The following is a 25,733-nucleotide window of genomic DNA, read 5'->3' on the forward strand; positions in this document are numbered from 1 at the left end:
ACCGGTTCCGTGCCGTACGAGCTGCAGGCGTTCCGGCCGCTGCGATGAGCCGACCGCTCGGCGCCGCGGTCGTCGCCGAGCTGCGCGAACCGCGTCCCCGCCCGCGCGGTGCGGGCGGGGTCGCGGGACCTAGATCAGGCCCAGGGCGAGCATCGCCTCGGCCACCCGTGCGTAGCCGGCGATGTTCGCTCCGGCGACGTAGTTCCCGGGCGCCCCGTACTCCTCGGCGGTCCGATGACACCGCGCGTGGATGTCGATCATGATGTCGCGCAGCCGCGCCTCGGAGTGCTCGAAGGTCCAGGAGTCCCGGGAGGCGTTCTGCTGCATCTCCAACGCCGACGCCGCGACCCCGCCGGCGTTCGCGGCCTTGCCCGGCCCGAACGCGACCCCGGCGTCCTGCAGCACCCGCACCGCCCCCGGAGTCGTCGGCATGTTGGCCCCCTCGCCGACGGCCACGCAGCCGTTGCGCACCAGCGCGGCGGCGCCGGCGGCGTCGAGCTCGTTCTGGGTCGCCGAGGGCAGCGCCACCTGGCAGGGCACCTCCCAGATCGAGCCGTCCTCGACGAAGGTCGCGCCCGAGGCCTTGTCGGCATAGGCGCTGATCCGCTCGCGGCGGACCTCCTTGACGTCCTTGAGCAGCTCCAGGTCGATGCCGTCCGGGTCGTGCACGAACCCGCCCGAGTCCGAGCAGGCGACGACCCGCCCGCCCAGCTCGTGCACCTTCTCGATCGTGTAGATCGCGACGTTCCCGGAGCCGGAGACCACCACGTCCTTGCCCTCGAGGGACTGCCCGCGCACGCGCAGCATCTCCTCGACGAAGAACGTGCTGCCGTACCCGGTGGCCTCGCGACGGACCTGCGCGCCGCCGTAGATCAGCCCCTTGCCGGTCAGCACCCCGGACTCGTAGCGGTTGGTGATGCGCTTGTACTGGCCGAACAGGTAGCCGAGCTCGCGGCCGCCGACGCCCATGTCACCGGCCGGCACGTCGGTGTACTCACCGATGTGGCGGTAGAGCTCGAGCATGAAGCTCTGGCAGAACCGCATGACCTCGCGGTCCGAGCGGCCGCGCGGGTCGAAGTCCGAGCCGCCCTTGCCCCCGCCGATCGGCAGCCCGGTCAGCGCGTTCTTGAACACCTGCTCGAAGCCGAGGAACTTCACCGTGCCCAGCAGGACCGTCGGATGGAACCGCAGCCCGCCCTTGTACGGGCCGAGCGCGCTGTTGAACTCCACCCGGAACCCGCGGTTGATGTGGATGTCGCCCTGGTCGTCCTCCCACGGCACCCGGAAGATGATCTGCCGCTCCGGCTCGCAGATCCGCTCGACGATCTTCGCGTCGGCGAACTCGGGGTGCTTGTCGACCGCCGGGCCGATGCTCTCCAGCACCTCCCGGACGGCCTGGTGGAACTCCGTCTCACCCGGGTTGCGGGACAGGACCCGCTGGTAGATCGGTTGCAGCGCCTCGTGCATGTCGTGCGTCGTGTCCTTTCCGCCCGCCCTGACCGCGAGGGGCCGTCTGCCGCATTGTCGCCCATCCCGAACCGTGCCCGGAGTGACACCTGCCTCATCGCGGTCGCAGCACAGGTGCGCCGTGCCCTCCCTGCCGACCGGCCGACCGCCGGCCGCTGATCTAGGGTCATGCCCGTTCAGCGGGCCTCGCTGCCCCGAGCCGGGTGCCTCGCACCCCGTGACCGGAGGAGTCGATGCCGGGATGACCGCAGGGCGACCGCTACCCACCCAGGACGACGTGCTCGGCTACTTCGCCACGCTGTCGAACTGGGGTCGGTGGGGCGACGACGACGAGCTCGGCACCCTGAACCACATCACCGACGACGTCCGGGTGGCGGCGGCGCGGGCCGTGCGCCACGGCAGGAGCGTGTCGTGCGCGTGGGAGGTCGCCGTGCCGGAGGACATGGAGCGGTCGACGACGACGTGCCCGTGCGCCGCCGACATGCCGGGTGCCGAGACCATGCCGGCCTCGTTCCACGCCGACCGGCGGTGGGGTTTCTCGTCCGAGCGGCTCGGCCTCGCGTTCCACGGCAACACCCTCACCCACGTCGACTCGCCGTGCCACATCTTCTGGGACGGCACGATCTACAACGGCCGGCCGCACTCACTGGTCGACGCCGCGACCGGATCGGCGTGGGCGGCCGTCACGGCGGCGGCGAACGGGATCATCACGCGTGGGGTCCTGCTGGACGTCGCAGCGGCCCGCGATGTGCCGTGGTTGGAGCCGGGGCAGGGGGTGTTCCCCGAGGATCTCGAGGAGGCCGAGCGTCGCCAGGGTGTGCGGGTGCGCTCCGGCGATGCAGTGCTCCTGCGGACCGGCTACGGCCGCGCCCGGCACGAGGCCGGGCCGGCCGGCGGACTCGCGCAGGCCGGCTGGCACGCGTCCTGCCTGCCGTGGCTGCACGAACGGGAGGTCGCGCTGATCGGCGCCGACACCCCCCAGGACGTCCAGCCGTCGGGGTACGACGACGTGTTGATGCCGGTTCACGCCGTGAGCCTCGTCGCGATGGGTCTGTGGCTGCTCGACAACTGCGACCTGGAGGCGTGCGCGACGACGGCCGCCGAGCTCGGCCAGTGGGACTTCCACCTCGCGGTCGCGCCGGTCCGCTTCGCCGGGACGTCCGGCAGCCCGGTCAACCCGATCGCCACCTTCTGACCGACGGGTGGCGGACTGATCGTCTTCACGACACGCTGGGATCGTGAGACGCGCGCAGGTGAAGGCCACCCTCGTCCGCCTGGCCGTGGCGGCGGAGCGCGTGCTGGGGCGCGTCGTCCTGGTCGTCGTGGTGCTCCGCGGGCGGCGCCGGCCGCTCGTCATCCCGTTCGTCGGGCACGGCTCGGCCGAACGGGTGCGGATCGGCGCGCGGGTGGTGATGGGGCACCCCGACGCGGTCCCCGCCGACGATCTCGCGCCGGGTCCACGCTCGCGTCGGCAGGTGTTGCTCGCGAGCCTGAGCCGGTTCTTCACCGTCGAACTGCCCGGGGCGCGCATCGCGATCCGCACGCCCGCCGGGACGGAGCACGTCCGGGCGGACGACGAGGGGTACGTGGACGCCGTGATCGAGCAGCCGGGTCTGGAGCCCGGCTGGCGGACGGCCGAGCTGACCCTCGAGGACGGGACGGGCGCGCGGGCGGAGGTCCTGGTCGTCGACCCGCGGGCGGACGTGGGGCTGGTCAGCGACGTCGACGACACCATCCTCGAGACCGGCCTGACGCGCGGGCTGGCGTTCCTGCGGGCGACGCTGCTGACCGAGACCGCGGACCGCGCCCCGCTACCGGGCTCGGCCGCGCTGTACCGGGCGCTGGTGGCGCCGGCCTCGGGGGTGTCCCGGCCGGTGTTCTACGTGTCGACCAGCCCGTGGAACCTGCACGGCACGCTGCTGGAGTTCATCGCGCTGCGGGCGTTCCCGCTCGGCCCGCTGTTGCTCACGGACTGGGGCCCGGGGCACGGCAACCTGTTCCGCATCGGCGCGCGCGAGCACAAGACCGAGCTGATCACGCGGATCCTGCACGAGCACCCGGCGCTCGGGCTGGTCCTCGTCGGTGACACCGGCCAACTCGACCCGGAGATCTACGCGGCGGTCGCGGAGGCGCACCCGGACCGGATCCGCGCGGTCTACGTGCGCCGGCCCCCGGGGCGCACCCCGCGGCGGGACGCCGAGGTCCGCGCGCTGGCCGACCGGGTGACCGCGCTGGGGGTGCCGATGCTGGCCGTGGACGACAGCACGGAGATCGCCGACCATGCGGCGGCGATCGGGCTGCTCGGCCCGGCGGCGCTCCCGGCGATCCGTGCCGCCACGACCGCGGGCGGACACACCGGAGCAGCCACGGCGACTCGTCGATGACGACGCGGGTCGGCACCGGGAGGTGACGACGCGAGGGCCGCGCCGGTCGACGCCCTACCGCGCTCGTGCGGCGTCGGCCAGGCGGTCGAGCACGGCGACGAAGATCGCGCGCTCCCCGGGCTCGACGTCGGCGAGCAGGTCGGCCTCCACCTCGCGGATGCCGGCGCGACAGGAGGCGACCACCTCGCGCCCGGCGCCGGTCAGCGCGACGACCCGGTTGCGCCGGTCGGCCGGGTCCGGTGTGCGCCGCAGCAGCCCCCGGGCCTCCAGTCTCTCGAGGATCGGGATGAGGCGCGTCTTGTCCCGGCGCACGGTGTCGGCGAGCTCGGCCTGCGTCGACGCGGGACCGTCCTCCAGCGCCGAGAGGACCGCGTAGTCCCACATCTCGAGCTCGTGCGCCCGGAGCACCGGCTCCTCGGCCGCGACCATGGCGCGGGTCAGCCACGCGAACGCCGCGCCGAGATCGTGCCGCCTCTCCATGGGGAGACCATAGGCGTTGACAGATAATCTACCGAGGTAGACGATCTGCGCATGCTTACTGTTGTGGCGCTCCATCACCGGGCGGTCGGCGCGGCGCGGACCGTCCTCGACCGCGTCACCCCGGCCGACCTCGACCGCCCGACCCCCTGCGCAGGCTGGGACCTGCGCGCCCTCCTCGAGCACATGGCCGGCCAGGACCACGGTTTCGCCACCGCCGTGACCGCCGCCCGTCGGGGAGCCGGCACCGATCTGGCGGCGTTCGCCCCGCGCGCACTGGGGGCGTCTCCCGCCGCGACGCTCGCCTCGACGCTCGACGAGGTCGGCGCGGCCTTCTCCGGGGTGGAGGAGCTGCAGCGGACCGTCCTGCTGCCCGAGTTCGACGTCCGGGTGCCCGCACCGGTGCTGGTCTCGATGCACCTGGTCGACACCCTGGTGCACGGCTGGGACGTCGCTGCCGGCCTGGACGTCGTCGAGGCGTATCTGGGGGTGCTCGACGCGGAGCTGGTCGAGGCCGGCCTCGCGATCGCCGAGCAGGTGGCCGACGACGAGAGCCGCGAGGCCCCCGGAGCCCCCTTCCGGCACGCCGTTCCCGCCCCCGCAGACGCCGACGCCTGGACCCGCCTGCTCACCTCCCTCGGCCGCGACCCCGCCTGGACGGCGGATCGCGCGGACCGGGTCTCTCCGCGCGGGTGAGGCGGCCGGCGCGGAGGAGTTGGCCGGGGCTGAGCGACCGGTTTGCCGATCGTTAACCCGCGCGCGGGCATCGTCGGGGCGTGTCCTCGTCCTCGTCGGGTGTGCGGTCCCGGTCCGTCGGGGGGTCGCGTGCTGCGGCGACCTCGGCTCCACTGAACGTCCGCGCCCGCCTCGCCGCCTCCGCCGGCCGCCTCACCACGACCGTGTGCCGGTCGGTGGGCCGACCGGGCGGGGTCCTCGGCGGGCGGGTGGCCCTCGCCCTCGATCCCGGGCTGCTGGCCGAGCTGGCGACCTCCCGGCCGGTCGCGCTGGTCTCCGGCACCAACGGGAAGTCGACGACGACGGCGATGCTCGCCGCCGCGGTCGCGGTCCGTTCCCGCCCCGCGTGGAACCGGACCGGGGCCAACATGGCCGACGGGGCGCTCGCCGCGTTGCTCGACCACCCGGACGCGGACAGCGCCGTGCTGGAGATCGACGAGGGCTACCTGCCCGGGGTCATCGCGCAGACCCGGCCGGCGTACGTGGTGCTGCTGAACATGAGCAGGGACCAGCTGGACCGGGTCGGGGAGGTCCACTCGGTCGTCCGCCGGATCAGGACGGCCCTGGCGGCGAGCCCGCGGACCACGGTGATCGCCAACGCCGGGGATCCCCTGGTGGTGGCCGCGGCGCAGGCGGCCGAGCACCGGATCTGGGTCGCTCCGCCGCGGACGTGGCGGCACGACGGTGTCACCTGCCTGCTGTGCGGTGGCCACATCGACCCCGTCGCCACGACGTGGGGCTGCGCGGAGTGCGCGCTGCGCGAGCCGTCCGCGACGTGGACGGTGACCGAGGACGGGCAGCTGCTCGGGCCCGACGGGTACCGGCGGACCCTGGAGCTGCGGCTGCCCGGCGCGGCGAACCTGGTCAACGCCTCGTTCGCGGTCGCCGCCGCCACCGCGTACGGCGTGGCGCCCGACCGGGCGGTCGACGCCGTCGCGGGCCTGGACGAGATCGCGGGCCGGTACCGGTCGTTCCCCCGACCGGACGGGGAGACCCGGCTGCTGCTGGCGAAGAACCCGGCCGGCTGGTCGGAGACGCTCGCCGTGATCGAGGCCTCGCCGAGTGCGGTGGTGATCGCGGTGAACTCCCGGGAGGCGGACGGCCGCGACCCCTCCTGGCTGTGGGACGTGCCCTTCGAGCGGTTGCGCGGCCGGCGGGTGATGGCCAGCGGGGACCGGGCGGCGGACCTCGCGGTCCGGCTCGCCTACGCGGAGGTCGACCACGAGGTGGAGCCCGACCCGGTGATGGCCGCGCGGATGTTGGGCGGTCGGGTCGACGTGGCTGCCGACTACACCGCGTTCCTCGGCGTCCGGGCCCGGCTGGCCCGCGCCGCCGCGGAGGACCGGACCAGCCCGCGGGCGGACGGGACGGGGTGAGCCGGTTGCCCACGGAGTCGGCGGTACGGATCGCGTCGGTCTCGCCGGACCTGCTGGGGACCTACGGCGACAAGGGGAACGCCGAGGTGCTCCGGCAACGCCTGCGCTGGCGCGGGCGTACTGCGGAGATCGTGACCGTCACGGGCGCGGTACCGACCGGCTGCGACATCTACGTCCTCGGCGGAGGGGAGGACTCCGCGCAGGTCCTGGCCGCGCAGCGCGCGGCCCGCCCGCCGGGCCTGCGCGGGGCGGTCGAGCGGGGTGCCGTCGTGCTGGCGGTCTGTGCCGGCCTGCAGATCCTCGGGGAGCGCTTCGCCGGCCCGGACGGTCACGACCATGCGGGCCTGGGCGTGCTCGACCTGACGACGACCCGGCGCGTCCGGCGGGCGGTGGGGGAGGTCGTGGCCACGCCGCTGGTGCCCGAGCTGGCCGGAACGCCCCTGACGGGCTTCGAGAACCACGGTGGCGCGACCCGGCTGGGCCCCACCGCCCGGCCGCTCGCCCGTGTCGAGTCCGGGGTGGGCAACGGCTGCGGCCAGGGCACCGAAGGGGTGGTGGCCGGCCGGGTCGTGGGGACCTACCTGCACGGCCCGGTCCTCGCCCGCAACCCCGCGCTGGCGGACCTGCTGCTGGAGTGGGCCGTCGGCGAGCCGTTGCCGCCGCTGCAGGTGCCGGCGGTGGAGCAGCTCCGCGAACGACGTCTGCGCCCGCGGCGCCGCCTCCCGCGCCTGAACCGGTCCACTCCCTAGCGCGATCTCGGGGCCGGGCGTCCGGCGGCGGCCGCCGCCGGGTCGCTCAGGAGCGGCCGCCGCGGGGTCGGGGCATGGGCGTGGTCGGCTGGTCGCCGACGTCGGGTGCGGTGGGGTCGAGCGCCAGGCGGACGGTCTGCGGATCCTCCGGGCGGGGCCCTGCGGTGTCGGCCGCCGACCCCTCGACGGGTGGGCCGAGGTCGGGGTCGGGTACCGGCACGGGGCGGCGGTGCAGCAGGAGCGTGACGCACAGGGCCAGCCAGGTCGCGCCCACCAGCCACCCGTCGAGCACGTCGGTGAGCCAGTGCACCCCGAGGTACAGGCGGGAGAGCCCGATGACGACGACCGCCGCGACCGCGAGCACCACCGCGGCCACGCGGACGGCGACACTCCGCAGCACGACGACGGCCACGGCCGCGAGGACGCCGAGCACGACGGTCGAGCCGAGGGCGTGCCCGGAGGGCAGGGAGTAGTTGGTCTCGACGGCCAGTCGGGTCGCCTCCGGGGGGCGCGGCCGGTCGTAGACGTTCTTGAGCGTCTCGACGAGCAGGCCCGCCCCGGCGGAGGCGACGACGACGACCACGGCCTCCCAGCGGCGCCGGCGGAACCAGAGCACGAGGGTGCCGACCGCGGCGAGGACGGCCATCGACGCGGTGCCGCCCAGGGTCGAGACCGTCAGCGCCAGCACGGTCGCGCCGGCGGACCGATGCTCGACGAACCAGTGCAAGGCGGGCACGTCCGCGGCGGAGATGCCGTCGGGGTCGGCGACCGCGTCGACCACGGTGGCCTGCAGGGCGAACAGGACGGCGGCGACCCCGGTCCCGGCCAGCGTCGCCCGGGACACCCGCCGCCCGTGCGGGAGGCGACCGGACGCCGACAGCGCGGCCACGAGGGCCCACGCCACCAGCGCCACGACACCCAGGACCTGTTCGGTATCGGCAAATCTCATCCCTGCTCCGCCCTCCGACAGACCGCCGGAGACCGGCGACCCCGTGGACGTTAGGAGCCGTTGCCGCTGCGGACACCCAACGGATGGTTAGCGTTCGGCAAGACGTCCGGGCACGGGGTCGTCGACGGTCTCGGGCCGCGCGGCGGCGGCCCTCAGCAGGACGGTGAAGGTGGTGGGGCGCGTGCGGGTGAGGGTCAGCCGCCCGCCCTCGGCCTCGGCGAGACTGCGTGCGAGCGCGAGCCCGATGCCGTGCCCTTCGGAGCGGCGCGCGCGCCGCGTGAACAGCCCGGTCGAGGCGTCCGGCGGGATCTCGCCCTCGTCGGCGACGTCGACGGCGACGGCCCCGCCCGCACCGCGGACCCGGACCGTGATCAGCCCGTTCCCGTGGCGCAGGGCGTTGTCCACCAGGACGTCGAGGACCTGGCGGGTCGCCGCCTCCGACGCGGCGGCCGTGAGCCCGCGGGGAGCCTCGAGCTTCAGCGCCCGACCGGCCGCCTCGGCGCGTGTGTGCCAGTCGCCGGCGAGGTCGGCGACCAGGTCGGCGAGGACCAGCGCGTCGCGCGGCTCGTGGGTGTCGCGGGCGAGGGCGAGCAGGTCCTCGATGGTGCGCTGCAGCCCACCGCTGGCCCGCACGGCCTGGTGCATCGCCTCGCGCAGCCGATCCACCTCCCCGGTGGCGGCGGGGTCGTTCAGCGCCGGGGTCGGTACGTCCAGGGCGGCCTCGAGTGTCAACCGGAGCCCGGCCAGCGGCGTGCGGAGCTGGTGGGAGGCGTCGGCGGTGAAGGCGCGTTCGCGGGCGACGAGACCGCCGAGCCGTTCGGCGGTGGTGTCCAGGTCCACGCCGACGGAGTCGATCTCGGGAATGCCGACCCGTGCCGTGCGGGCGGTGAAGTCGCCGTCGCCGAGGCGCCGGGCGGTGGCGGACAACCGCTCGAGCGGGCCGGCGAGGGTACCCGCCTGACGCCGGGCCACCAGCCCCACCACGGTCAGCGCCGCCGCCGCCAGCGCGAGCATGACCCCCCACACGAGCGCGATCTGCACGTAGACCTCGGCGGGGCTGCTGGACACGCGGATCGCGCCGGCCCGCGGGTCGTCCTCCCCGATGATCGGAACGGCCACGACGCCGTCGTCGTCGGTGTCCTGGTGCGCCTCGGAGAGCACGTCCGAGACGGAGCCGTCGGCCCGGTCCGGGCCGGTGCCGAGGATCCGGTTGCCGGCGCGGTCGTAGAGCGCGACGTCGGCGTTCTCCACGCTCGGGGGCAGGTGCGGGGCGTTGCCGTGGGCGAGGTCGACGGCCACGGTGAGCGCGGCGACGTCCGCGACCTGGTCGAGCTCGCTGGTCTCGTCGTGGGCGAGGTAGGGGACCACGATCGCGGCCAGCGGCAGCCCGAACAGGGCGATGGCCAGCACGGCGGCGCCCAGCGTGAGCACCACGATCCGTTTGCGCACGTCACCAGAACCTAGTGGCGAGGGTGGTCAGAAGCGGTCGATCGGGCCGATGCCGTGCAGCAGCGCGGTGAGCAGCAGCGCGGCGAGCGCGGCGAGGAACAGGACGCGCAGGCCCGCGCGGAGCAGCGTCGCGCGGTCGAGTCGGTCGTCGGCGGCAGGTTCGGGCGGGTCGAGGTCCTCGGTGAGGCGGTCCAGGCGGGCGCGGCTGCGGGCCCGATAGACCTCGGAGAGACGCTGCCCGGCCTGCTGGACGGTGAGCACCCCGTCGTCGAGGGCGACCCGGATCCGCGCCGCTGCGCGCTCCCGGTCTACCTCGTGCACCTCGTCGGCCGTCCCGGATCCCGGAGGCCCCTGCGGGTGTCCGTCGTCCGACCAGGTCGCCGGGTCGTGGCGCCACTCGCCCGGCGCGCTCACCACGGTTCCTCCCGGCGGGCGGCCGGCCCTCCACCCGTCCGCACCGCCGCCGTCGCCGTGCCCCGGGCCGGGCCTGCTTCGTCGACCAGCTGCACCCCGGTCACGGTAGGCAGGGCTCGGTTAACCGCGGCCCTCCTCCGGCAAGGCCACGGCAAAAAGTGCCGGCCGGCGGCTCAGCCGGTCTCGGGCGGGTCCAGACGGTAGCCGTGCCCGCGCAAGGTCGTGATCCGCGGGAGCGCGGTGCCGGGTGGCAGGTCGGTCAGGTGCCGGCGCAGCGCGGCGATGTGCACGTCGAGGGTCTTGGTCGAGCGGAACCAGTGCTCGTCCCACACCTCGGACATGAGGGTCTCCCGGCTGACGGCGGTCGCCGGCTGCGCGGCGAGCCGGGCGAGCAGCTCGAACTCCTTGGCCCGCAGCGGGAGCTCGATCCCGGCGGCGAGGACGCGGCGGCCGGCCAGGTCGATCACGAGGTCGCCCAGGACGGTGCTGCCCCCGTCGCCGTCGTCCGCGGCGGCCCGCGAGCCGGTCTCGGCCCGGCGCAGGTGGGCCTGGACGCGGGCGTGCAGCTCGGCCAGCCCGACCGGCTTGGTGAGGTAGTCGTCGGCGCCGGCCTCCAGGCCGATGATCACGTCCATCTCGGCGTCCCGGGCGGTCAGTATCACCAGGACCGCGCCGGGCTGGGTGAGCCGCAGGTCCCGGCAGACGTCGATCCCGTCGGCGTCGGGCAGGCCCAGGTCGAGCAGGACCAGGTCGAACCGGCCGTCGCGCCCCGCCTGCAGCGCGTCCCGGCCGCTGGTGCACCACACCACGTCGTGCCCGTGCACGGCCAGGCTGCTGCGCAGGGCCCGGCCGATCGTGTCGTCGTCCTCCACGACGAGCAGGCGCGCCATGGTCCGGAGCCTACGACCTCGCCGGCGCCTCGCGCCGACGCGGCTCAGCCCTCGACCACGAAGTCCGTGTGATCGGCGCGGACGGCCACGGGCGCCGCGCCGGGCACCGGGGTGGCCCGCTCGAGTGCCGCCCAGCCGCTGTCCTCGGCCCGTTCGGCGCGTTCGGCCGCTCCGCCGCCGCGGATCCCGAAGAGCCGCTTCGCGACGACGAGGTACACGACGATCGCCAGGTTGATCACCAGGGTCAGCATCTTCAGCGGGGAGACGCTCCGCGTCAGCTCCCAGATCTCGTAGGGCACGAACACGACGGTGGCGACGAACGTCAGGTACTCCGCCCAGCGGCGGCCGCGCCACAGCCCGATCGCCTCGACGCCCTCCAGCGCCGCGTAGGCGGCGGCGCCCGCCGCGACGAGGTAGAGGTTGACGGCCGCGACGGAGAACACGCGTTGGACCTGGTGGACGAGCCCCGCCTCGGTGTCGTTCACCGGGCCGCCCAGCCCGCCCTGCAGACCCTGCAGCACCCGGGAGAACTCGGCGTTCAGCGCGACCTCGTGCGTCGCGAACAGGAAGACCGCGGCGGACAGCACACCGAGCACCAGGAAGTGCAGGAGCCGGTCGAGCGCGATGAGCCTCAGCACGTAGCGATCGCGCAACGCCTTGCCCCGCAGCGGCAGCGTCACCTGCTCGCGCTCCGGCGGGAACTGCCTGGTCGGAGCGGTCGGAGGGGGGAGCGCCACCCAGGAGTCGCAGCGCAGGCAGCGGTACCAGCGCAGGCCCCCGGCCTCGCGGGCGAACAGGGCGTCCGCCGGGCGTAGGTGCTCGGCGTCCGTGCCCAGCAGCTCGTGTCCGTGCAGTCCGCACCCGATCAGCTCGTAGCGCAGCCGGGGGCGGAAGCGTCGGGGCCGCTCGGTCCCCGGTGCCGTCCGCAGCACCGTCGGCCGCTCGGCCGTCTTTCCGTCCATGCGGCGGGATACCCCGGGACCTCTGCCCCACGCGTGGGATCCGTCGGACGCGGCCGGTGCCGCCCCCCGCGTCCCGCGTCGACGCCGGGTCATCGCGGGCTGGGGCCGGACGGCCGGGCGACGACCTGGGTCGCGGCCCGGTCGAGCGGGGCGAGGGGCCGGCGCTGCGGGGCCAGCGGCACGTAGGCGTGGTGCGAGAGCCGCAGCAGCAGGCCGACCAGGAGGTAGTTGGCGAGCAGGGACGATCCGCCGTACGAGAGGAAGGGCGTGGTCAGCCCGGTCTCCGGGATGAGGTTGGTGACGCCGCCGATGACGATGAAGACCTGCAGCCCGATGGTGGTGCCGAGTCCGGCGGCGAGCAGCGTGCCGAAGCCGTCGCGCAGGCGCAGCGCGGTCCGGAACGCGCGCGCCGCCAGCAGGGCGTAGACGAGCAGGACGGCGCTGATCCCGACCAGCCCGAGCTCCTCGCCGATGCCGGAGCCGATGAAGTCGGCGTTGGCCAGCGGGACGAGGTCCGGGCGCCCCTGCCCGAGGCCGGTGCCGAACGTGCCGCCGGTGCCGAGCCCGAACAGGGACTGCGAGACCTGGTAGCCACTGCCGGTGTACTCGGCGGTCGGGTCGAGCCAGACCTCGAAGCGGGTCCGCACGTGATCGAAGAGCTCGTAGGCCGCGACCGAGCTGGCGGCGAAGCAGAGCAGGCCGATGAGCACCCAGGAGATCCGGGACGTCGCGACGTAGATCATCACGAGCACCACGCCGAAGATCAGCATGGAGGCGCCGAGCTCGCGCTCGAGGGTCAGCACCCCGACCGCGAGTCCCCAGGCGACCAGCAGCGGGGCGAGATCGCGCAGGCGGGGGAGGACGACCGGACCGACCGTCCGGCCGGCGGTGCGGAACAGCTCGCGCTTGGAGACCAGGAACGCGGCCACGAACACGATGACGAAGATCTTGGCGAACTCGCCCGGTTGGATCGAGAAGGGACCGAGGCGCAGCCAGAGCTTGGCGCCGTTGATCTCGGAGAGCCGTGCCGGAAGCAGGCCGGGCAGGGCGAGCAGCGCGAGGCCGGCGAGCCCGAGGGTGTAGGCGTAGCGCGCGAGCACGCGGTGGTCGCGCAGCCGCCAGCAGAGCAGTGCCAGCAGCACGACACCCGCGGCGGTCCAGGCGAGTTGGCGCACGGCGTCGGCGGACGGGGCCGGGGAGCCCGCGGCGGCGGCGGTCGCGGCGGCGGCGAGATCCAGGCGATGGATCATGACGAGGCCGAGTCCGTTGAGCAGCGCCACGAGCGGGAGCAGCAGGGGGTCCGCGAAAGGAGCGGTCGCCCGCACGACGAGGTGCGCGAGGACGAAGAGGGCGAGGTAGCCGGGCCCGAGGAGAAGGACCTGGGCGGACAGCTGCTGGTTCTGGCCGACCTCGACCAGCACCAGCGCGAGCGTGACGACCGTGCAGGCCAGGATCACGAGCAGCAGCTCGGTCACGCGGAGCCTCCGCACGGGGACGACCGTGTGGTCGGCGGGGGCGGTGACCTCCGCCGGTGCGTTCTCGACCACGTTCCCGACGGTAATGCGGCGAAGGAAAGCGCACGGTAAGGCGACGGCAACGGCACCGTGTGCCCGGCGGCGGTTCGACCGGAATGGCCGTGGCCGGCCGCCGGATTCCCTTTTCTTGCCGTCCGTTCCCGGCCCGGTCGCCGGATCCGTGCGCGACGGCGCGGCTCGGCGGAACGATCAGTGCAGGACGTTCACCGCCCGGGCGACGACCAGGGCCACCGTGGCGAGGGAGACGAGGGCCTGCAGCGTCATCAGCATCTTCGCCCAGCGGCTGAGCGGCATCGTGTCGGTCGGGCTGAAGGCGGTGGCGTTGGTGAAGGACACGTAGAGGTAGTCGAGGAACCGCGGCTCCCACTCCCGCTTGTGCGGGTCGTCGCTCTGCATCTGCACGAACTCGAAGTCCGCGTCGTGGCGCAGCCCGTGGGCCCGCGACACCGGTCCTCCCCGGTCGAGCTCCCAGTACCAGATCCCGAAGGCGATGATGTTGGTGAGCCAGATCGCCGCACCGCTGCTGAGCAGCGGACCTGCGTCGTCGCCGGATCGTCCGGACAGGATGCCGACCACCAGGAGCGTGGCCGACCACGCGTTGGCCAGGCTGAGCAGGCCGACCAGCACCAGGCCGGCCGCACGCAGCCAGTCCGACCCGCGGTCCAGCCGCGTCGGTCCGGCGGCCACCAGCCCGAGGAGGACGAGCAGCTCCAGGCCCGGCAGCAGCCAGCGGGAGACGGGCACCAGGCTGTCCGGCAGGGCCAGCTGAAGCGCGATCGCGACCACGACGGCGACGGCGGCCGGCCAGCGGGGTTCACCGGCGGTCCGGCGCTTCCAGGCGGGGAGCCCGGCGTGTGAGGCGTCCGGCGCCAGGTCGGCCTCGAGCCGGGTGAGCTCGCGCCGGATGGTGTCGAGGGCGTGCTGATGGCCGAACTCGTCTTTCCTGTGCCCTGCGGGCGGGTCGCCGGAATCACTCGCGCTCATCGTCGGGATTATCGACGGTGGCGGTATCGCCGCATCGGCCGGTCCGGCATTTCCGAGGGGCCCCGGAATGACGATTCCGGCATTTCTCACCAGCCGGTACCCGTTCACCGCCACGAGCGGGCCGCCACGGGAGGCCCGAACGCCGCGGTGTCGGCGTCGGCCGGCTGCCCCGGGCTGCGGGAGTGCCGGGGCGGCATCGTGTACAACCACTGCACAAGAGCGGAACATCGTCGGGTAAACCGGCGCCGGCTGGGACGATCATCGATGGGGGCTGTCCGTGTCAGCTGCGCGTGCCGCCCCGCAGGGTCCCGGCACGCCGCTGCCGGCCGAGCAGCTCCAGGCGGTCGCCGCCGTGTTCGGGATGCTCGCCGCGACGGTCCGGCTGCAGATCCTGTGGCTGCTCGCCGCCGGACCCCGGGACGTCGGCACGCTGGCCGCCGAGCTGGACCAGTCCGTCCAGACGGTGAGCCATCACCTCGCGAAGCTCAGGCTCGGCGGCCTCGTGCACGCCCGACGCGACGGCAAGCGGCAGATCTACGACGTTGCCGACGAGTCGGTCATCGACCTCATCCGGCTCGCCGCCGCGCCGTACACCGACGATCCGGCCGACGGGCGCCCGCGACGCCGCACCACGGCCTGACGGCGGCACGCAGGGGACGCCGCGGGCCGGGACGGGCTCGGCTTATACTCAAATAGTTGCGCAATTGTTTGCCCGATTTGTCGGCGCGGGCCGTGCGGTCCGCGCGGTCCGGGGCGGTCCGGCGCGGACAGGAGGGAGGTGGCCCGTCATGGGTTCGTTGAGCCCCGTGCACTGGCTGATCGTCATCGGGGTCGTCGTGCTGCTCTTCGGCGCGAAGAAGCTGCCGGACATGGCGCGCGCGGTCGGGCAGTCGGCCCGCGTGCTCAAGGGCGAGATGCGCGGGCTGCGCGAGGACGACCGCGCCGCCGGAACACCGCCGCGGGACGGCGGCGGGACGGCGACCTGACGACATGCTGCCCGCCGCGGCCGGACTCCCCCCGCTGCCGCCGCTGACACCGCTCCGGCTGCTCACGGCCTGGCGGTTCGAACCGGCCGTCGTCGCGGCCTGTCTCGCCCTGGGCGGCGCCTACGCCGTGGGACTGCGCCGCTGGCGCCGCAGCGGCGCGGCGTGGCCGCGCGGCCGGGTGACCGCGTTCGCGCTCGGCGTCCTGCTGCTCGCGCTGGTCGGCCTGTCGTTCATCGGCGTCTACGACGACACCCTGTTCTGGGTCCGGGCCCTGCAGAACCTCGTGCTGCTCATGGTCGCGCCGTTGTTCCTGGCCGTGGGGGCGCCGCTGACGCTCGCCGCGGCGGCCGTGCCGGACCGATGGCGGCCGAGGATGCGCCGCTGGTTCCACGGGCGTACGGCGCAGGTGCTGACGTTCCCGTTCACGGTGACGATCCTGCTCGTGGTCCCGCTGCTGGTGCTCTACCTCGGCCCGCTCTACGAGCAGACGTTGCGCAGCGGGGTCGTGTCCGGGCTCGTCTCGGCGGTGATCGGGACGTGCGGTTTCGTGTACTTCTGGACGCGGTTCCGGATCGACCCGACGCCGCGCGCCGGCTCGTACCTCGTCACCCTCTGGATCACCGGGGTGGAGATGGTGGGCGACGCCGTGCTCGGCGTCGTGCTCTGGCTCGGGCCGATCGTGGCCGAGGCGTGGTACGCGGCCCGGGGCTGGGGCCCGGGGCTGCGCACCGACCAGCTGATCGGTGCCGGGATCCTGTGGATCGGCGGCGACGTCGTCGGGTTGCCGTTCGTGGGTGTGGTGCTGCACCGTTTCACCCGCGAGGAGGAGCACAAGGCGCGCGAGATCGACGCCAGGCTCGACCGCGAGGAAGCGGAGGCAGCCCGCGATGCCGCAGCGATGTCCACCGAGACGGCCACCGGGAGGTCCGCTGCCGAGTCCGAGCCCGGCCCGCCGCAGCGGTCGCGGTTGTGGTGGGAGGACGACCCGCAACTGGCCGAGCGGTTCCGCCGCCACCCCTGACCGGCGCACGACCGCTGCCGTCGTGGCGGTCGTGACGGTCGTGGTAGCCGTCCTCGTGCTGCTGGCGGGGTGCGGTGCGGTGCAGCCGTCGGCGGGTGCCGCCCCGCCGACCACGGCTCCTCCGCCGACGACGGAGGCTGCTCCGACGACGCTCCTGTTCGGCCAGACCTTCACCTTCCCCGGCGGCCCGCGTGTGCTGGTCCTGCGCCCGGAGCCGCTCACGGCGTCGCCCGGCCAGGGCGCACCCGGGACCGAGCGTGTCGAGCTCCGGCTCGAGCTCACCGCGGCCGACGAGCCCGTGGTCCCGCGCTCCGACCTGCGCGTCGACCTCGCCGCGGGAGGCCGGCCCGTCGCCCCGGTGTCCGACGCGCAGGCCCCGGGACTGACCTCGGACCCGCTGCCCGCCGGCCGGTCCCGGATCCTGGTGCTCGCGTTCGCGGCGCCGGCCGGCGCGACGGGGTGGCAGGCCTCCGTGACCTTCCGGGGCGGCCCGGCCGCGGTCTTCCAGGAGGACATCTGAGGGCATCTGCTCGCACTCGAGCTCGCGGTGCGTGCTCTACGTGGCCTCCGGGTCGACCGGCGGCCGTGCCCCCTCGGGCAACGACTCGTGGCGGCGCGGCGGCGCGCTGCCCGTGTCGGCACGCGTCGCCGGGGCCGGCGCGGCAGGGCCGGGAGTGTCCGCGGGGACGGACAGCAGCCACTGCGTGGCGAGCTGACGCGGGCTGCGGAGGGTGCGGAACTCCTGGAGCGGGAGATCGGCGAGGACGTCGCGAACCTGCCGCAGCTCCGGTCCGAACTCGGCGTCGAGGCTCTGTCGCGCGTCGGTCGTGTACGAACGGACCGCGCGCCGCGCCTGCACCAGCCAGCGTGCCGCGGCCGGCAGGCGCTCCGGCCCGATGACGAACAGGCCGACCACGATCAGGACCAGCAGCTTCTCGAAACCGATGCCGAACATGGCTCCTCGCGGTGGTTGCACGGGACGTGGCCGGGCCGGCGGGAGGCCGGTCGTGCCCGAGGCGGGTCGGCCGCTACTTCACACACGGGATCCCGCCGGTGACGATCGAGCCGGACCCGGGGGCCGACGGGGCCGGGGCCGCCGGCGTCGGGGACGGCGTGGGCGTGGGCGACGGCGCGGATGCCGGGGTGGGGGCGACGAAGTCCGCCCCGAGGATCACGTGCAGGTGGCCGGACGGCAGCCCGGGTTCGTGGGTGGTCGACCTGATCCCCAGAAGGCTCGCGAGGGCCGCGGCGGCGGGCTGGTCGCCGGCGGCGTAGTCGACCGTGCTGTGGCCGCGCCGGGACGCGTCGTCGGTCTGCCCGAGCTGGTAACCGGCCGGGGTCACCAGGGCGCCGGCCGTGGCGGCCAGTCCGTTCCGGCCGTTCGCGTTGGTGATGTCCACGGTGCGCCCGCCGGCCCCGGCTGCCGCCGCAGCGGGAGCCGCCGCCGCACCGTCGGCCGGCGGGGAGTCGGCCGGTGGGGTGTCGGCGAACAGGCCCTGCACGGTGCGGCGGACGGTGGCCGGGTCGACGATGTTGACGTCCTCCCCGGCGGGGTCCTGGCCGAAGTGGTCGATGGGCAGGGTCGTGAAGGAGATGTTCCCCGAGGCCAGGTCGCCCGCGTGGCCCAGCAGGGACAGCAGGTCCAGCCCGGGGTCGATCGCGGTGTTCTGGCGGGCGACGTCGAGCAGGCCGTTGAGGCGGGTGGGATCGGTGAAGGTGCCGGCCTGCTTGAGCTGGTGGGCGAGGGAGGCGATGAAGGCCTGCTGGCGGCGTTCGCGGTCGAGGTCGGTGAAGTTCAGGCCGGGGTGGACGTAGTCGCGGCGCTGACGGACGAACGCGACGGCCTGTGACGCGTCGATCTGCTGGTAGCCCTGGTGGAAGTTCGCCCCGGAGTAGTCGTCCTGGGTGTCCTCGTCCACGCAGACGGTGATGGGCTGGACGACCTGCGCGATCTGGTAGAAGGCGACCATCGTGACCTCGACGAAGTGGTCGACGGGGACGGCGAGGAACTGGCTGACGGTGGTGATCTCCGCGTTGCGTCCGGCGTCGCGGCCGGCCTGCTCGAGGCGCGTGGGGTCGGTGACGCCCGAGGCGGCGAGGCTGCGGTGTTCCTCGTCGTACGCCAGCCCGTAGGCCTGCTTGATCTTGCCCTTGGCGACGCCGTCGGGCGCGCCGGGCAGGTCGACGTAGTCGTCGCGGGGTACCGAGACCGCGGTCGCGGGTCCGCCCCCCGCCGGGAGGTGCACGAGCATGAGCACGTTGGCGTTGTGGCCGCCGTTGTCGGCGGTCCCGGCGTTCAGCGCGTCGTAGAGGGCCGGCGGGAGCGGGTCGCCGTTCTCGTCGAGCCTACTGTCCAGGCCCATGACCAGGATGTTCTGGTCGGCGGTGCCGGAAGCCAGGCCGTTCAGCGTCCCCGAGCGGCGGATCGAGGCGTCGAGGTCGTGGTACCGGGTCCAGGCGTAGCCCGTGCCGACCAGGACGAGGACCGACGTGACCGCGAGGACGGCGCGGATCCATCGACCGGCGCGGCCCCGGCGAGGCGGGCCCGCGGCAGCCGCGGGGCGACCCGCGGTGCGGCGGGGCGGCGGCGACACCGGGCCCGGCTGCGGTGGCCGCGGTTCCTGCGGGTGGGGCTGCTGCCGGCTCGGCTGCGGCGAGCGTGCCTGCGGTGGGTGAGGCCGCTGCGGACGAGGCTGCTGAGGACGAGGCTGCTGGGGGTACGGGCCCGGGCCCCGGCTGTGGGGGCGGGTCCGTGGGGTCCCGTCCGGCACGTCGGCTCCTTCCTTGATCGGCCGGTTCGGGACCCGGTCGTCTCGCGTGTCGATCCTATGGTTCACAAGTGATGCACGAGGGCGGACCGAGGGCGGACAATAGGCGCTCCGTTCCGTATTCGAGCATCCGGATCCTATCGTCCCGGGTTCTCGACCAGCACTGCGTGTCCAGGGCGAAGAATTAGCCGTGGCCTGGCCCTCCGTTAACTTCGGGCGAACCGGAGAACCGTCCTCCTCCGGGTCGGGAACGGGACGATGAGCCCGACTCACCCCGCCGCTTCCGACGATTCTCGCCGTGAATTGCGGAGCATTCAGGAATGGTTCGAGTCTCCCGGCCGACGGGATCGGTCCGGGCCGTCGTCGCGGTGGTCAGCGGCCGGCTCACGGCCTGGCTGCAGCGCCCGCTGGCCTCGTTCACCCTTCTCGTCGGGCTGTTCGGGCTGCTGACGGTCACCGGCCTGGTCATGGTGCTGTCCGCGTCGAGCGTCGAGTCGCTGCTCCAGAGCGGGTCGTCGTACGGGGTGTTCGCCCGGCAGCTGGCGTTCTGCGCGGCCGGCCTGGTGCTGTTCGTGCTCGGGATGCGGGTCGACCCGGCCTGGCTGCGGCGGGCGTCGCCCGTCCTGCTGCTCGGCGGTCTGGTGCTGCTCGCCGGGGTCCTGGTGCCGGGGGTGGGTACGGCCATCGCGGGTGCCCGCAAGTGGTACTCGGTGGCGGGTCTGTCGTTCCAGCCGTCGGAGCCGGCGAAGATCGCACTGGCGCTCTGGGGTGCACACGTCCTCGCCCGGCTGCGCCGCCCGCGGTGGAAGGACCTGCTCTCACCGTTGCTGCCGGTCGCCGTCCTCATGCTGACGCTGGTCGTCCTGGAGCCGGACCTCGGCACGGCGGTGTCGCTCGCGATCCTGGTGCTCGCGCTGCTCTACTTCGGGGGCGCCCCGTGGCGGCTGCTCGCGGCGATCGGCGGCGGGGGCCTGCTCGGCGTCGTCCTGCTCGGCCTGACCGCCGGGTACCGGCACAGTCGCATCGCCTCGTACCTGAACCCGGACACCGCCGACCCGTTGGGCGCGGCGTACCAGTCGACGCAGGCCCTGTACTCGCTCAGCGACGGCGGCTGGTTCGGGCAGGGGCTCGGCCAGGGGGCGTCGAAGTGGAGCTACCTGCCCAACGCGTCGAACGACTTCATCTTCGCCATCCTCGGCGAGGAGCTCGGCACGATCGGCGGTCTGCTGCTCATCGGCCTGTTCGCCGCCCTCGCCTACGTGGGGCTGCGGATCGCGGCACGCACCCGCGACCGTTGGCTGCAGATCGTGGCGGCCACCCTGACCACGTGGCTCGTCGGCCAGGCGGCCATCAACATCGGCTACGTCGTGGGGCTGCTCCCGGTGACCGGCATCCCGCTGCCGATGATCTCCTCCGGTGGCACGTCGCTGGTGGTCACGATGTTCGCCTTCGGTGTCCTCGCTGGGGCCGCCTGCCGGGAGCCCGAGGCCGCCGCGGTGCTGCGCCGCGGCCAGGCCCCGTTCCTGGCCCGACTCGTGGGGGCGAACGGGCATGGCCGGTCGACGGACGGGGAATACCGCCCGCGTCGATCACGGCTCTGAGGAGGTTCACATGGGACTCATCATCGGGTTGCTGGTGTTGTGGGTGGTCCTGGCGATCGTCGGCTTCGCCGTGAAGTCGTTGTTGTGGCTGGCGATCGCGGCGATCGTGCTGTTCGTGGTGACCGGGATCTTCGGCGCGGTCCGCCGGAGGGCGGCCCGCTGACGCCCGCGGCGACGACCGGCAGCCGCCCGTCGTCGCCGCGCCGGGGCGCCCGGAGCCGCCTCGGAGCAGTCGGTCGTCCTGGCGCTCGGCGACGGCTCGCCGGTATCTTCTCCTCGCGCCGACAGCGGTGAGGGCGGCGCCCCGCTCACCCGCGACGCGGGCCACCGACCTCGCGCGAGTCTCCGCGGCATGGCGGGATTCACCGAGGAGCCGGAAATGCCTGAAACCCCGCACGACGTTCTCGATCTCGCGCAGGACCGCGGCGTCCGGATGGTGGATCTCCGCTTCTGCGACCTGCCCGGGCTGATGCAGCACTTCTCCGTCCCGGTGGACGAACTGACCGAGGACGCCATGGAAGCGGGCTACGGCTTCGACGGCTCCTCGATCCGCGGGTTCCAGGAGATCCACGAATCCGACATGCTGTTGATCCCGGACCCGACGACGGCGGTGATGGACCCGTTCCGGGACGTGCCGACCCTGCAGATCCACTGCTTCGTCGCCGACCCGATCACCCGCACGAGCTATTCGCGCGATCCGCGCCATATCGCCCAGAAGGCGGAGGCGCACCTGCGGACGACCGACTTCGCCGACGTCTCGTACTGGGGCCCCGAACTCGAGTTCTACATCTTCGACGGGGCGCGCTTCGACCAGAACCAGCACGAAGGCTATTACCACGTCGAGTCGGTGGAGGGCGTCTGGGCGTCCGGACAACCGGGGAGCCGTGGCTACCGTCCCCGGTACAAGGAGGGGTACTTCCCGGTGCCTCCCATGGACCAGCACCAGGACCTGCGCAGCGAGATGGCGCTGACCCTCATCGACCTGGGCATCCCCGTCGAGGTCCAGCACCACGAGGTCGGCACCGCCGGTCAGGCCGAGATGGACATGCGCTTCTCGTCCCTGCTGCACATGGCGGACAACGTCATGAACTACAAGTACGTCGTCAAGAACGTGGCGTGGCGGGCGGGCAAGACCGCCACGTTCATGCCCAAGCCGGTCTTCGCGGACAACGGCTCGGGCATGCACGTCCACCAGTCCCTGTGGAAGGACGGGCAGAACGTCTTCTACAGCGAGTCCGGATATGCGGGGCTCACCGACCTGGGCCGGTACTACATCGGTGGGCTCCTGCAGCACTCGCCCGCGCTGCTGGCGTTCTGCGCGCCGACGACCAATTCCTACCGGCGCCTGGTCCCGGGCTTCGAGGCGCCGATCAACCTCGTGTACTCGCAGCGCAACCGGTCGGCGTGCGTCCGGATCCCGATGTACGTGCAGAGCGCCAAGGCGAAGCGCCTGGAGTACCGGTCTCCCGACCCCACCGCGAACCCGTATCTCGCCTTCTCCGCGATGCTGCAGGCCGGCCTCGACGGGATCCGCAACAAGATCGAGCCGCCGGAGCCGATCGACAAGGACCTCTACGAGCTCCCGCCGGAGGAGACGACGGCGATCCGCCAGGTGCCCGCCTCGCTCGAGGCCGTCCTCGCGGCGCTGGAGGAGGACCACGACTTCCTGCTCGACGGCGGCGTCTTCACCGAGGACCTGATCGAGACCTGGCTCGACTACAAGCGCACCAAGGAGCTCGACGAGATCCGCCGGCGCCCGCACCCGTGGGAGTTCATGCTCTACTACGACCTCTGAGACCTCTGACGACGACGCACCCCGCGTCGGGACCGGTCAGCGCCCTGCCACGGGATGTGGGCCGGCCCTCACCGGCCGGTCACCTTCTCCCAGCCCCGCCGCGGCGGGCGGGTGGCGGGGCCGGCGGTGCGGGAGCGGTAGACGACGTAGGGGCGGAACAGGTAGCCGAGCGGCGCGGTGAAGGCGTGGACGAGGCGGGTGAAGGGCCAGATCGCGAACAGCACCATGCCGATCAGGGTGTGGATGTGGAAGGCGAGACCGGCGCCGGCCATGCTGGCGATGTCCGGTTGCAGCACGAACAGCGAGCGGAACCACGGCGAGACCGACTCGCGGTAGTTGCCGCTCTCGCCGCCCACGACGCCGAGCAGGGTGGTGGCCAGGCCGGCGACGAGGGCGGCGACCAGCACCACGTACATCGACTTGTCGTTGCGGGTCGTCGCCGAGAACACCGGTCCGGTCGTCCGGCGCCGGTAGATCAGGATCCCGATGCCGACCAGGGTGCAGAAGCCGGCGATCCCGCCCAGGGCCAGGGCCTGGACGTGGTACGCGGTGGGGGAGAGCCCGGCCGCGCTCGTCCAGCTCTGCGGGATCAGCAGGCCGATGACGTGCCCGATGATCACCACCAGCAGCCCGAAGTGGAACAGCGGGCTGCCGATGCGCAGCAACCGCGACTCGTAGAGCTCCGAGGAGCGGGTGGTCCAGCCGAACTTGTCGTAGCGGTAGCGCCAGATCGTGCCGACGACGAGGACGGCGACCATGACGTAGGGCAGCACGCCCCAGAGCAGCACGTCCCAGGTGCTCATCGACGACCTCCGGTGGGGTTCGGCGCGAACGGGGTGAGCTCGAGTCCGACCTGTTCGCGGGGTGGTCCGCTGCGCGCGAGCTGCTTGGCGGCCGCGACATCCGCCGGTGAGGGACCCGGCAACAGTGCACACACGGCCTGGACGGGCCCCGCGTACGGGGTGGCGGCGTCGAGGAGGGCGAGCCGGAGCAGCTCGAGCCCGGCCCGGTTCTCCTGCAGCAGGGCGAGACCGTCGGCCCGGTCGGCGGTGGCCGCGTACTCGAGCACGAGGGGCAGGTAGTCCGGTAGCTCGTCGCCGCGCAGGTCCAGTCCGGCGGCGCGGTACCGGGCCTTGAGCGCGGCGAGCGATCCGCCCCGGCGGCGGGTGTCCCCGTCGCTCCACCACGTCAGGTACAAGCAGCACCGCCGGCGCCGGTCGAAGGTCGCCACGTAGTGCTCGGCCAGCTCGGCGGGCGACGTCCGCGCGACCGAGCCGAGGAACGACGTCAGGTGCTCGTGTGGTGGTCCGGCCGGGAGCCCCTCGACCGCCCGCTGCACGAGCGGCAGCGTCGCGAGCACGGTCCCGTCCGGGTACTGCAGGCACACCGACGCCGCCTGCAGGACGACGGCGGCCTGCTGCGCGCGGAGCGGCCCGGCGTTCACCGGCGGTCCTCGAGCGTCGGGGCCCCGGCGGACCGCTCCGGATCCGAACCACGCGCGGTGACGTCGCCGGGCTCGACCGGCGCCTCCCGCGGTGGGGGGAAGAGGCCGGGCGGTCGGCCCTTGCCGTCCCAGTTGAGCAGGTTGATCCGCGCGCCCGGCGACTCGGGGTCGGCCAGTCCCTCGGTGGTCTGGCGCACCCGCAACGCGTGGAAGGTCTCGACCGACACCGGGACGGGACGGCCCGACGCCTCGCCGAACGGTCCGGTGCCGCCCATGCCGGGTCCGCCCTCGACGTCGAGGCTGCAGCCCACCTCCTCCAGGTTCCGGGCCTCGCCCTCGTAGGCGGTGGGGATCACGTAGCGCTCGTCGTACTTGGCCAGGGCGAGCAGCCGGTACATCTCCAGGATCTGCCCGGCGTCCATGCCGACGGCGGTGGGAATGGACTCGTCGATCTCCCGGCCGAGGGTGACGTCGCGCATGAAGGAACGCATGGCGGCGAGCTTGCGCAGCACGTCCGTGACCGGCGCGGGGTCGCCCGCGGTGAACAGCTCGGCCAGGTACTCGACCGGGATGCGGAGGGCCTCGATCGCGCCGAACAGGTTGGGCGCGGACTCGCCGTCGTGCCCGGTCTCGACGAGCCGGTCGACGACCGGGGACAGCGGCGGGATGTACCAGACCATGGGCATGGTGCGGAACTCCGGGTGCAGCGGCAGCGCCACCCGGTACTCCTTGGCCAGCCGGTACACCGGCGAGCGGCGGGCGTGCTCGAGCCAGTCCTCGGCGATGCCGTCGCGGCGGGCGGCGGCGATCACCTCGGGGTCGTGCGGGTCGAGCAGCAGGTCGAGCTGGGCGGCGTAGAGGTCCCGCTCGTCGGCGACGGAGGCCGCCGCGGTGACCCGGTCGGCGTCGTAGAGGAACAACCCGAGGTAGCGCAGCCGCCCCACGCAGGTCTCCGAGCACACCGTGGGCAGCCCGACCTCGACCCGGGGATAGCAGAAGGTGCACTTCTCGGCCTTGCCGGTGCGGTGGTTGAAGTAGACCTTCTTGTACGGGCAGCCGGTGACGCACATCCGCCAGCCGCGGCACCGGTCCTGGTCGACGAGCACGATCCCGTCCTCGGCGCGCTTGTACATCGCCCCCGAGGGACACGAGGCCACGCAGGACGGGTTGAGGCAGTGCTCGCAGATCCGGGGCAGGAAGAACATGAAGGCGCGCTCGTAGTCGAACTTGACCTTCTCCTCGGACTCGGCGCGGATCCGTTCGACGATGGGGTCGTGCGGGCCGTGCTCGGGCGCCCCGCCGAGGTCGTCGTCCCAGTTCGCGCTCCACTCCACCGCGAGGGGCTCGCCGGAGATCAGCGACTTGGGCCGGGCGACCGGGAAGTCGTCGCCGAGCGGGGCGTCGGTGAGGGTCTCGTAGTCGTAGGTCCACGGCTCGTAGTAGTCGCGGATGTTGGGCAGCACCGGGTTCGCGAAGATCGTGATCAGCTTGCGGAACCGGCCGCCCGCCTTGAGCTGCAGCCGCCCGCGCCGGTTGCGGACCCAGCCGCCGCGCCAGCGTTCCTGGTCCTGGTAGCGGCGGGGGTAGCCCTGCCCGGGGCGGGTCTCGACGTTGTTGAACCACACGTACTCGACGCCGCTGCGGTTGGTCCAGGCCTGTTTGCAGGTGACCGAGCAGGTGTGGCAGCCGATGCACTTGTCGAGGTTCATGACCATGCCCATCTGGGCCATCACACGCATCGCCTGTA

At 73.5% G+C, this 25,733-nt stretch carries 26 protein-coding genes; 12 read left to right on the forward strand and 14 right to left on the reverse strand.

The annotated features are described in order from the left end of the window. Positions 1–129: 129 nt before the first annotated feature. Positions 130–1,467: an NADP-specific glutamate dehydrogenase gene (gene gdhA / locus LWC33_RS21745; protein WP_233306273.1), complete on the reverse strand. Its 1,338-nt coding sequence runs from the start codon at positions 1,465–1,467 to the stop codon at positions 130–132. Between the two features lie 241 nt (positions 1,468–1,708). On the opposite strand from gdhA, the gene LWC33_RS21750 reads away from it, so the two are divergent. Further along, positions 1,709–2,662 (forward strand): cyclase family protein, encoded by a 954-nt coding sequence (locus tag LWC33_RS21750; RefSeq protein WP_233306274.1) that lies wholly within the window; start codon positions 1,709–1,711, stop codon positions 2,660–2,662. A gap of 43 nt (positions 2,663–2,705) precedes the next feature. After that, positions 2,706–3,851, forward strand: a complete 1,146-nt coding sequence (locus tag LWC33_RS21755) for an App1 family protein phosphatidate phosphatase (RefSeq protein WP_233306275.1) — start codon at positions 2,706–2,708, stop codon at positions 3,849–3,851. 54 nt (positions 3,852–3,905) lie between these two features. Here LWC33_RS21755 and LWC33_RS21760 read toward each other — a convergent pair whose 3' ends face one another. Beyond that, a complete protein-coding gene (locus LWC33_RS21760) occupies positions 3,906–4,331 on the reverse strand; it encodes a MarR family winged helix-turn-helix transcriptional regulator (protein ID WP_233306276.1) in 426 nt (141 codons plus the stop codon). 51 nt (positions 4,332–4,382) lie between these two features. Between LWC33_RS21760 and LWC33_RS21765 the strand changes: the two genes are divergently transcribed. The 3 genes from LWC33_RS21765 to LWC33_RS21775 all read left to right on the forward strand — a co-directional run bounded on the left by LWC33_RS21765 (position 4,383) and on the right by LWC33_RS21775 (position 7,188). Further along, positions 4,383–5,024: a TIGR03086 family metal-binding protein gene (locus LWC33_RS21765; RefSeq protein WP_233306277.1), complete on the forward strand. Its 642-nt coding sequence runs from the start codon at positions 4,383–4,385 to the stop codon at positions 5,022–5,024. A 215-nt stretch (positions 5,025–5,239) separates the two neighbouring features. Further along, positions 5,240–6,439: a Mur ligase family protein gene (locus LWC33_RS21770; RefSeq protein WP_233306278.1), complete on the forward strand. Its 1,200-nt coding sequence runs from the start codon at positions 5,240–5,242 to the stop codon at positions 6,437–6,439. 5 nt (positions 6,440–6,444) lie between these two features. Beyond that, the gene (locus tag LWC33_RS21775; RefSeq protein ID WP_233306279.1) at positions 6,445–7,188 is read left to right on the forward strand and encodes a type 1 glutamine amidotransferase; all 744 of its coding nucleotides are present in this window, start codon (positions 6,445–6,447) and stop codon (positions 7,186–7,188) included. 46 nt (positions 7,189–7,234) lie between these two features. On the opposite strand, the gene LWC33_RS21780 is transcribed toward LWC33_RS21775, so the two are convergent. The 7 genes from LWC33_RS21780 to LWC33_RS21810 form a co-directional block, all read right to left on the reverse strand. Continuing rightward, on the reverse strand, positions 7,235–8,137 hold the full coding sequence (locus LWC33_RS21780; protein ID WP_233306280.1) for a phosphatase PAP2 family protein: 903 nt from the start codon (positions 8,135–8,137) through the stop codon (positions 7,235–7,237). A gap of 87 nt (positions 8,138–8,224) precedes the next feature. Then, positions 8,225–9,586: a sensor histidine kinase gene (locus LWC33_RS21785; protein ID WP_233306281.1), complete on the reverse strand. Its 1,362-nt coding sequence runs from the start codon at positions 9,584–9,586 to the stop codon at positions 8,225–8,227. Positions 9,587–9,613: 27 nt separating this feature from the next. Beyond that, complete coding sequence (locus tag LWC33_RS21790) at positions 9,614–10,000, reverse strand: DUF1707 SHOCT-like domain-containing protein (protein ID WP_233306282.1); 387 nt, start codon at positions 9,998–10,000, stop codon at positions 9,614–9,616. Positions 10,001–10,173: 173 nt separating this feature from the next. Next, entirely contained in the window at positions 10,174–10,890 is a 717-nt protein-coding gene (locus LWC33_RS21795) for a response regulator transcription factor (RefSeq protein WP_233306283.1), read from the reverse strand. 44 nt (positions 10,891–10,934) lie between these two features. Then, positions 10,935–11,852: a DUF2127 domain-containing protein gene (locus LWC33_RS21800; protein WP_233306284.1), complete on the reverse strand. Its 918-nt coding sequence runs from the start codon at positions 11,850–11,852 to the stop codon at positions 10,935–10,937. Positions 11,853–11,941: 89 nt separating this feature from the next. Further along, positions 11,942–13,399 carry an FtsW/RodA/SpoVE family cell cycle protein gene (locus LWC33_RS21805; RefSeq protein ID WP_233306285.1) on the reverse strand — a complete coding sequence of 486 codons (1,458 nt, stop codon included), beginning with the start codon at positions 13,397–13,399 and terminating at the stop codon, positions 11,942–11,944. Positions 13,400–13,576: 177 nt separating this feature from the next. Further along, the gene (locus LWC33_RS21810; RefSeq protein WP_233306286.1) at positions 13,577–14,371 is read right to left on the reverse strand and encodes a DUF1345 domain-containing protein; all 795 of its coding nucleotides are present in this window, start codon (positions 14,369–14,371) and stop codon (positions 13,577–13,579) included. Between the two features lie 277 nt (positions 14,372–14,648). On the opposite strand from LWC33_RS21810, the gene LWC33_RS21815 reads away from it, so the two are divergent. The 4 genes from LWC33_RS21815 to LWC33_RS21830 all read left to right on the forward strand — a co-directional run bounded on the left by LWC33_RS21815 (position 14,649) and on the right by LWC33_RS21830 (position 16,898). Then, positions 14,649–15,011, forward strand: coding sequence for an ArsR/SmtB family transcription factor (locus tag LWC33_RS21815; RefSeq protein ID WP_233306287.1), 363 nt, complete (start codon positions 14,649–14,651; stop codon positions 15,009–15,011). Between the two features lie 148 nt (positions 15,012–15,159). After that, positions 15,160–15,357, forward strand: a complete 198-nt coding sequence (gene tatA / locus LWC33_RS21820) for a Sec-independent protein translocase subunit TatA (RefSeq protein ID WP_233306288.1) — start codon at positions 15,160–15,162, stop codon at positions 15,355–15,357. A gap of 4 nt (positions 15,358–15,361) precedes the next feature. After that, entirely contained in the window at positions 15,362–16,378 is a 1,017-nt protein-coding gene (locus LWC33_RS21825) for a cytochrome c oxidase assembly protein (protein WP_233306289.1), read from the forward strand. 22 nt (positions 16,379–16,400) lie between these two features. Next, complete coding sequence (locus LWC33_RS21830) at positions 16,401–16,898, forward strand: hypothetical protein (protein WP_233306290.1); 498 nt, start codon at positions 16,401–16,403, stop codon at positions 16,896–16,898. Positions 16,899–16,934: 36 nt separating this feature from the next. On the opposite strand, the gene tatB is transcribed toward LWC33_RS21830, so the two are convergent. Further along, positions 16,935–17,333: a Sec-independent protein translocase protein TatB gene (gene tatB, locus LWC33_RS21835; RefSeq protein ID WP_233306291.1), complete on the reverse strand. Its 399-nt coding sequence runs from the start codon at positions 17,331–17,333 to the stop codon at positions 16,935–16,937. Between the two features lie 73 nt (positions 17,334–17,406). Beyond that, positions 17,407–18,972: an LCP family protein gene (locus tag LWC33_RS21840; protein WP_233306292.1), complete on the reverse strand. Its 1,566-nt coding sequence runs from the start codon at positions 18,970–18,972 to the stop codon at positions 17,407–17,409. 494 nt (positions 18,973–19,466) lie between these two features. Here LWC33_RS21840 and ftsW point away from each other — a divergent pair, with 494 nt between their 5' ends. The 3 genes from ftsW to glnA all read left to right on the forward strand — a co-directional run bounded on the left by ftsW (position 19,467) and on the right by glnA (position 22,542). After that, complete coding sequence (gene ftsW / locus LWC33_RS21845; RefSeq protein ID WP_233306293.1) at positions 19,467–20,747, forward strand: putative lipid II flippase FtsW; 1,281 nt, start codon at positions 19,467–19,469, stop codon at positions 20,745–20,747. Between the two features lie 10 nt (positions 20,748–20,757). Continuing rightward, positions 20,758–20,910 carry a hypothetical protein gene (locus tag LWC33_RS21850; RefSeq protein ID WP_232875222.1) on the forward strand — a complete coding sequence of 51 codons (153 nt, stop codon included), beginning with the start codon at positions 20,758–20,760 and terminating at the stop codon, positions 20,908–20,910. 216 nt (positions 20,911–21,126) lie between these two features. Next, complete coding sequence (glnA, locus tag LWC33_RS21855) at positions 21,127–22,542, forward strand: type I glutamate--ammonia ligase (protein WP_233306294.1); 1,416 nt, start codon at positions 21,127–21,129, stop codon at positions 22,540–22,542. Positions 22,543–22,610: 68 nt separating this feature from the next. On the opposite strand, the gene narI is transcribed toward glnA, so the two are convergent. From narI to narH, 3 genes are read right to left on the reverse strand one after another with little or no spacing between them, the layout of a single operon-like run. After that, complete coding sequence (narI, locus tag LWC33_RS21860) at positions 22,611–23,345, reverse strand: respiratory nitrate reductase subunit gamma (protein ID WP_233306295.1); 735 nt, start codon at positions 23,343–23,345, stop codon at positions 22,611–22,613. Further along, complete coding sequence (gene narJ, locus LWC33_RS21865; RefSeq protein WP_233306296.1) at positions 23,342–23,986, reverse strand: nitrate reductase molybdenum cofactor assembly chaperone; 645 nt, start codon at positions 23,984–23,986, stop codon at positions 23,342–23,344. The genes narI and narJ overlap by 4 nt, the downstream gene beginning before the upstream one ends. Further along, on the reverse strand, positions 23,983–25,725 hold the full coding sequence (gene narH, locus LWC33_RS21870; protein WP_233306297.1) for a nitrate reductase subunit beta: 1,743 nt from the start codon (positions 25,723–25,725) through the stop codon (positions 23,983–23,985). The genes narJ and narH overlap by 4 nt, the downstream gene beginning before the upstream one ends. Positions 25,726–25,733: the final 8 nt, after the last annotated feature.

Source organism: Pseudonocardia terrae, assembly GCF_021343995.1.
Taxonomy (GTDB): Bacteria; Actinomycetota; Actinomycetes; order Mycobacteriales; family Pseudonocardiaceae; genus Pseudonocardia; species Pseudonocardia terrae.

Excerpts from the sequence above, each read along its gene's own strand:
- gdhA (WP_233306273.1), bottom strand. The coding sequence starts at position 1,467 with ATGCACGAGGCGCTGCAACCGATCTACCAGCGGGTCCTGTCCCGCAAC.
- LWC33_RS21750 (WP_233306274.1), top strand. The coding sequence starts at position 1,709 with ATGACCGCAGGGCGACCGCTACCCACCCAGGACGACGTGCTCGGCTAC.
- LWC33_RS21760 (WP_233306276.1), bottom strand. The coding sequence starts at position 4,331 with ATGGAGAGGCGGCACGATCTCGGCGCGGCGTTCGCGTGGCTGACCCGC.
- LWC33_RS21765 (WP_233306277.1), top strand. The coding sequence starts at position 4,383 with ATGCTTACTGTTGTGGCGCTCCATCACCGGGCGGTCGGCGCGGCGCGG.
- LWC33_RS21780 (WP_233306280.1), bottom strand. The coding sequence starts at position 8,137 with ATGAGATTTGCCGATACCGAACAGGTCCTGGGTGTCGTGGCGCTGGTG.
- LWC33_RS21795 (WP_233306283.1), bottom strand. The coding sequence starts at position 10,890 with ATGGCGCGCCTGCTCGTCGTGGAGGACGACGACACGATCGGCCGGGCC.
- LWC33_RS21800 (WP_233306284.1), bottom strand. The coding sequence starts at position 11,852 with ATGGACGGAAAGACGGCCGAGCGGCCGACGGTGCTGCGGACGGCACCG.
- LWC33_RS21810 (WP_233306286.1), bottom strand. The coding sequence starts at position 14,371 with ATGAGCGCGAGTGATTCCGGCGACCCGCCCGCAGGGCACAGGAAAGAC.
- tatA (WP_233306288.1), top strand. The coding sequence starts at position 15,160 with ATGGGTTCGTTGAGCCCCGTGCACTGGCTGATCGTCATCGGGGTCGTC.
- LWC33_RS21825 (WP_233306289.1), top strand. The coding sequence starts at position 15,362 with ATGCTGCCCGCCGCGGCCGGACTCCCCCCGCTGCCGCCGCTGACACCG.
- tatB (WP_233306291.1), bottom strand. The coding sequence starts at position 17,333 with ATGTTCGGCATCGGTTTCGAGAAGCTGCTGGTCCTGATCGTGGTCGGC.
- ftsW (WP_233306293.1), top strand. The coding sequence starts at position 19,467 with ATGGTTCGAGTCTCCCGGCCGACGGGATCGGTCCGGGCCGTCGTCGCG.
- LWC33_RS21850 (WP_232875222.1), top strand. The coding sequence starts at position 20,758 with ATGGGACTCATCATCGGGTTGCTGGTGTTGTGGGTGGTCCTGGCGATC.
- glnA (WP_233306294.1), top strand. The coding sequence starts at position 21,127 with ATGCCTGAAACCCCGCACGACGTTCTCGATCTCGCGCAGGACCGCGGC.
- narI (WP_233306295.1), bottom strand. The coding sequence starts at position 23,345 with ATGAGCACCTGGGACGTGCTGCTCTGGGGCGTGCTGCCCTACGTCATG.
- narH (WP_233306297.1), bottom strand. The coding sequence starts at position 25,725 with ATGCGTGTGATGGCCCAGATGGGCATGGTCATGAACCTCGACAAGTGC.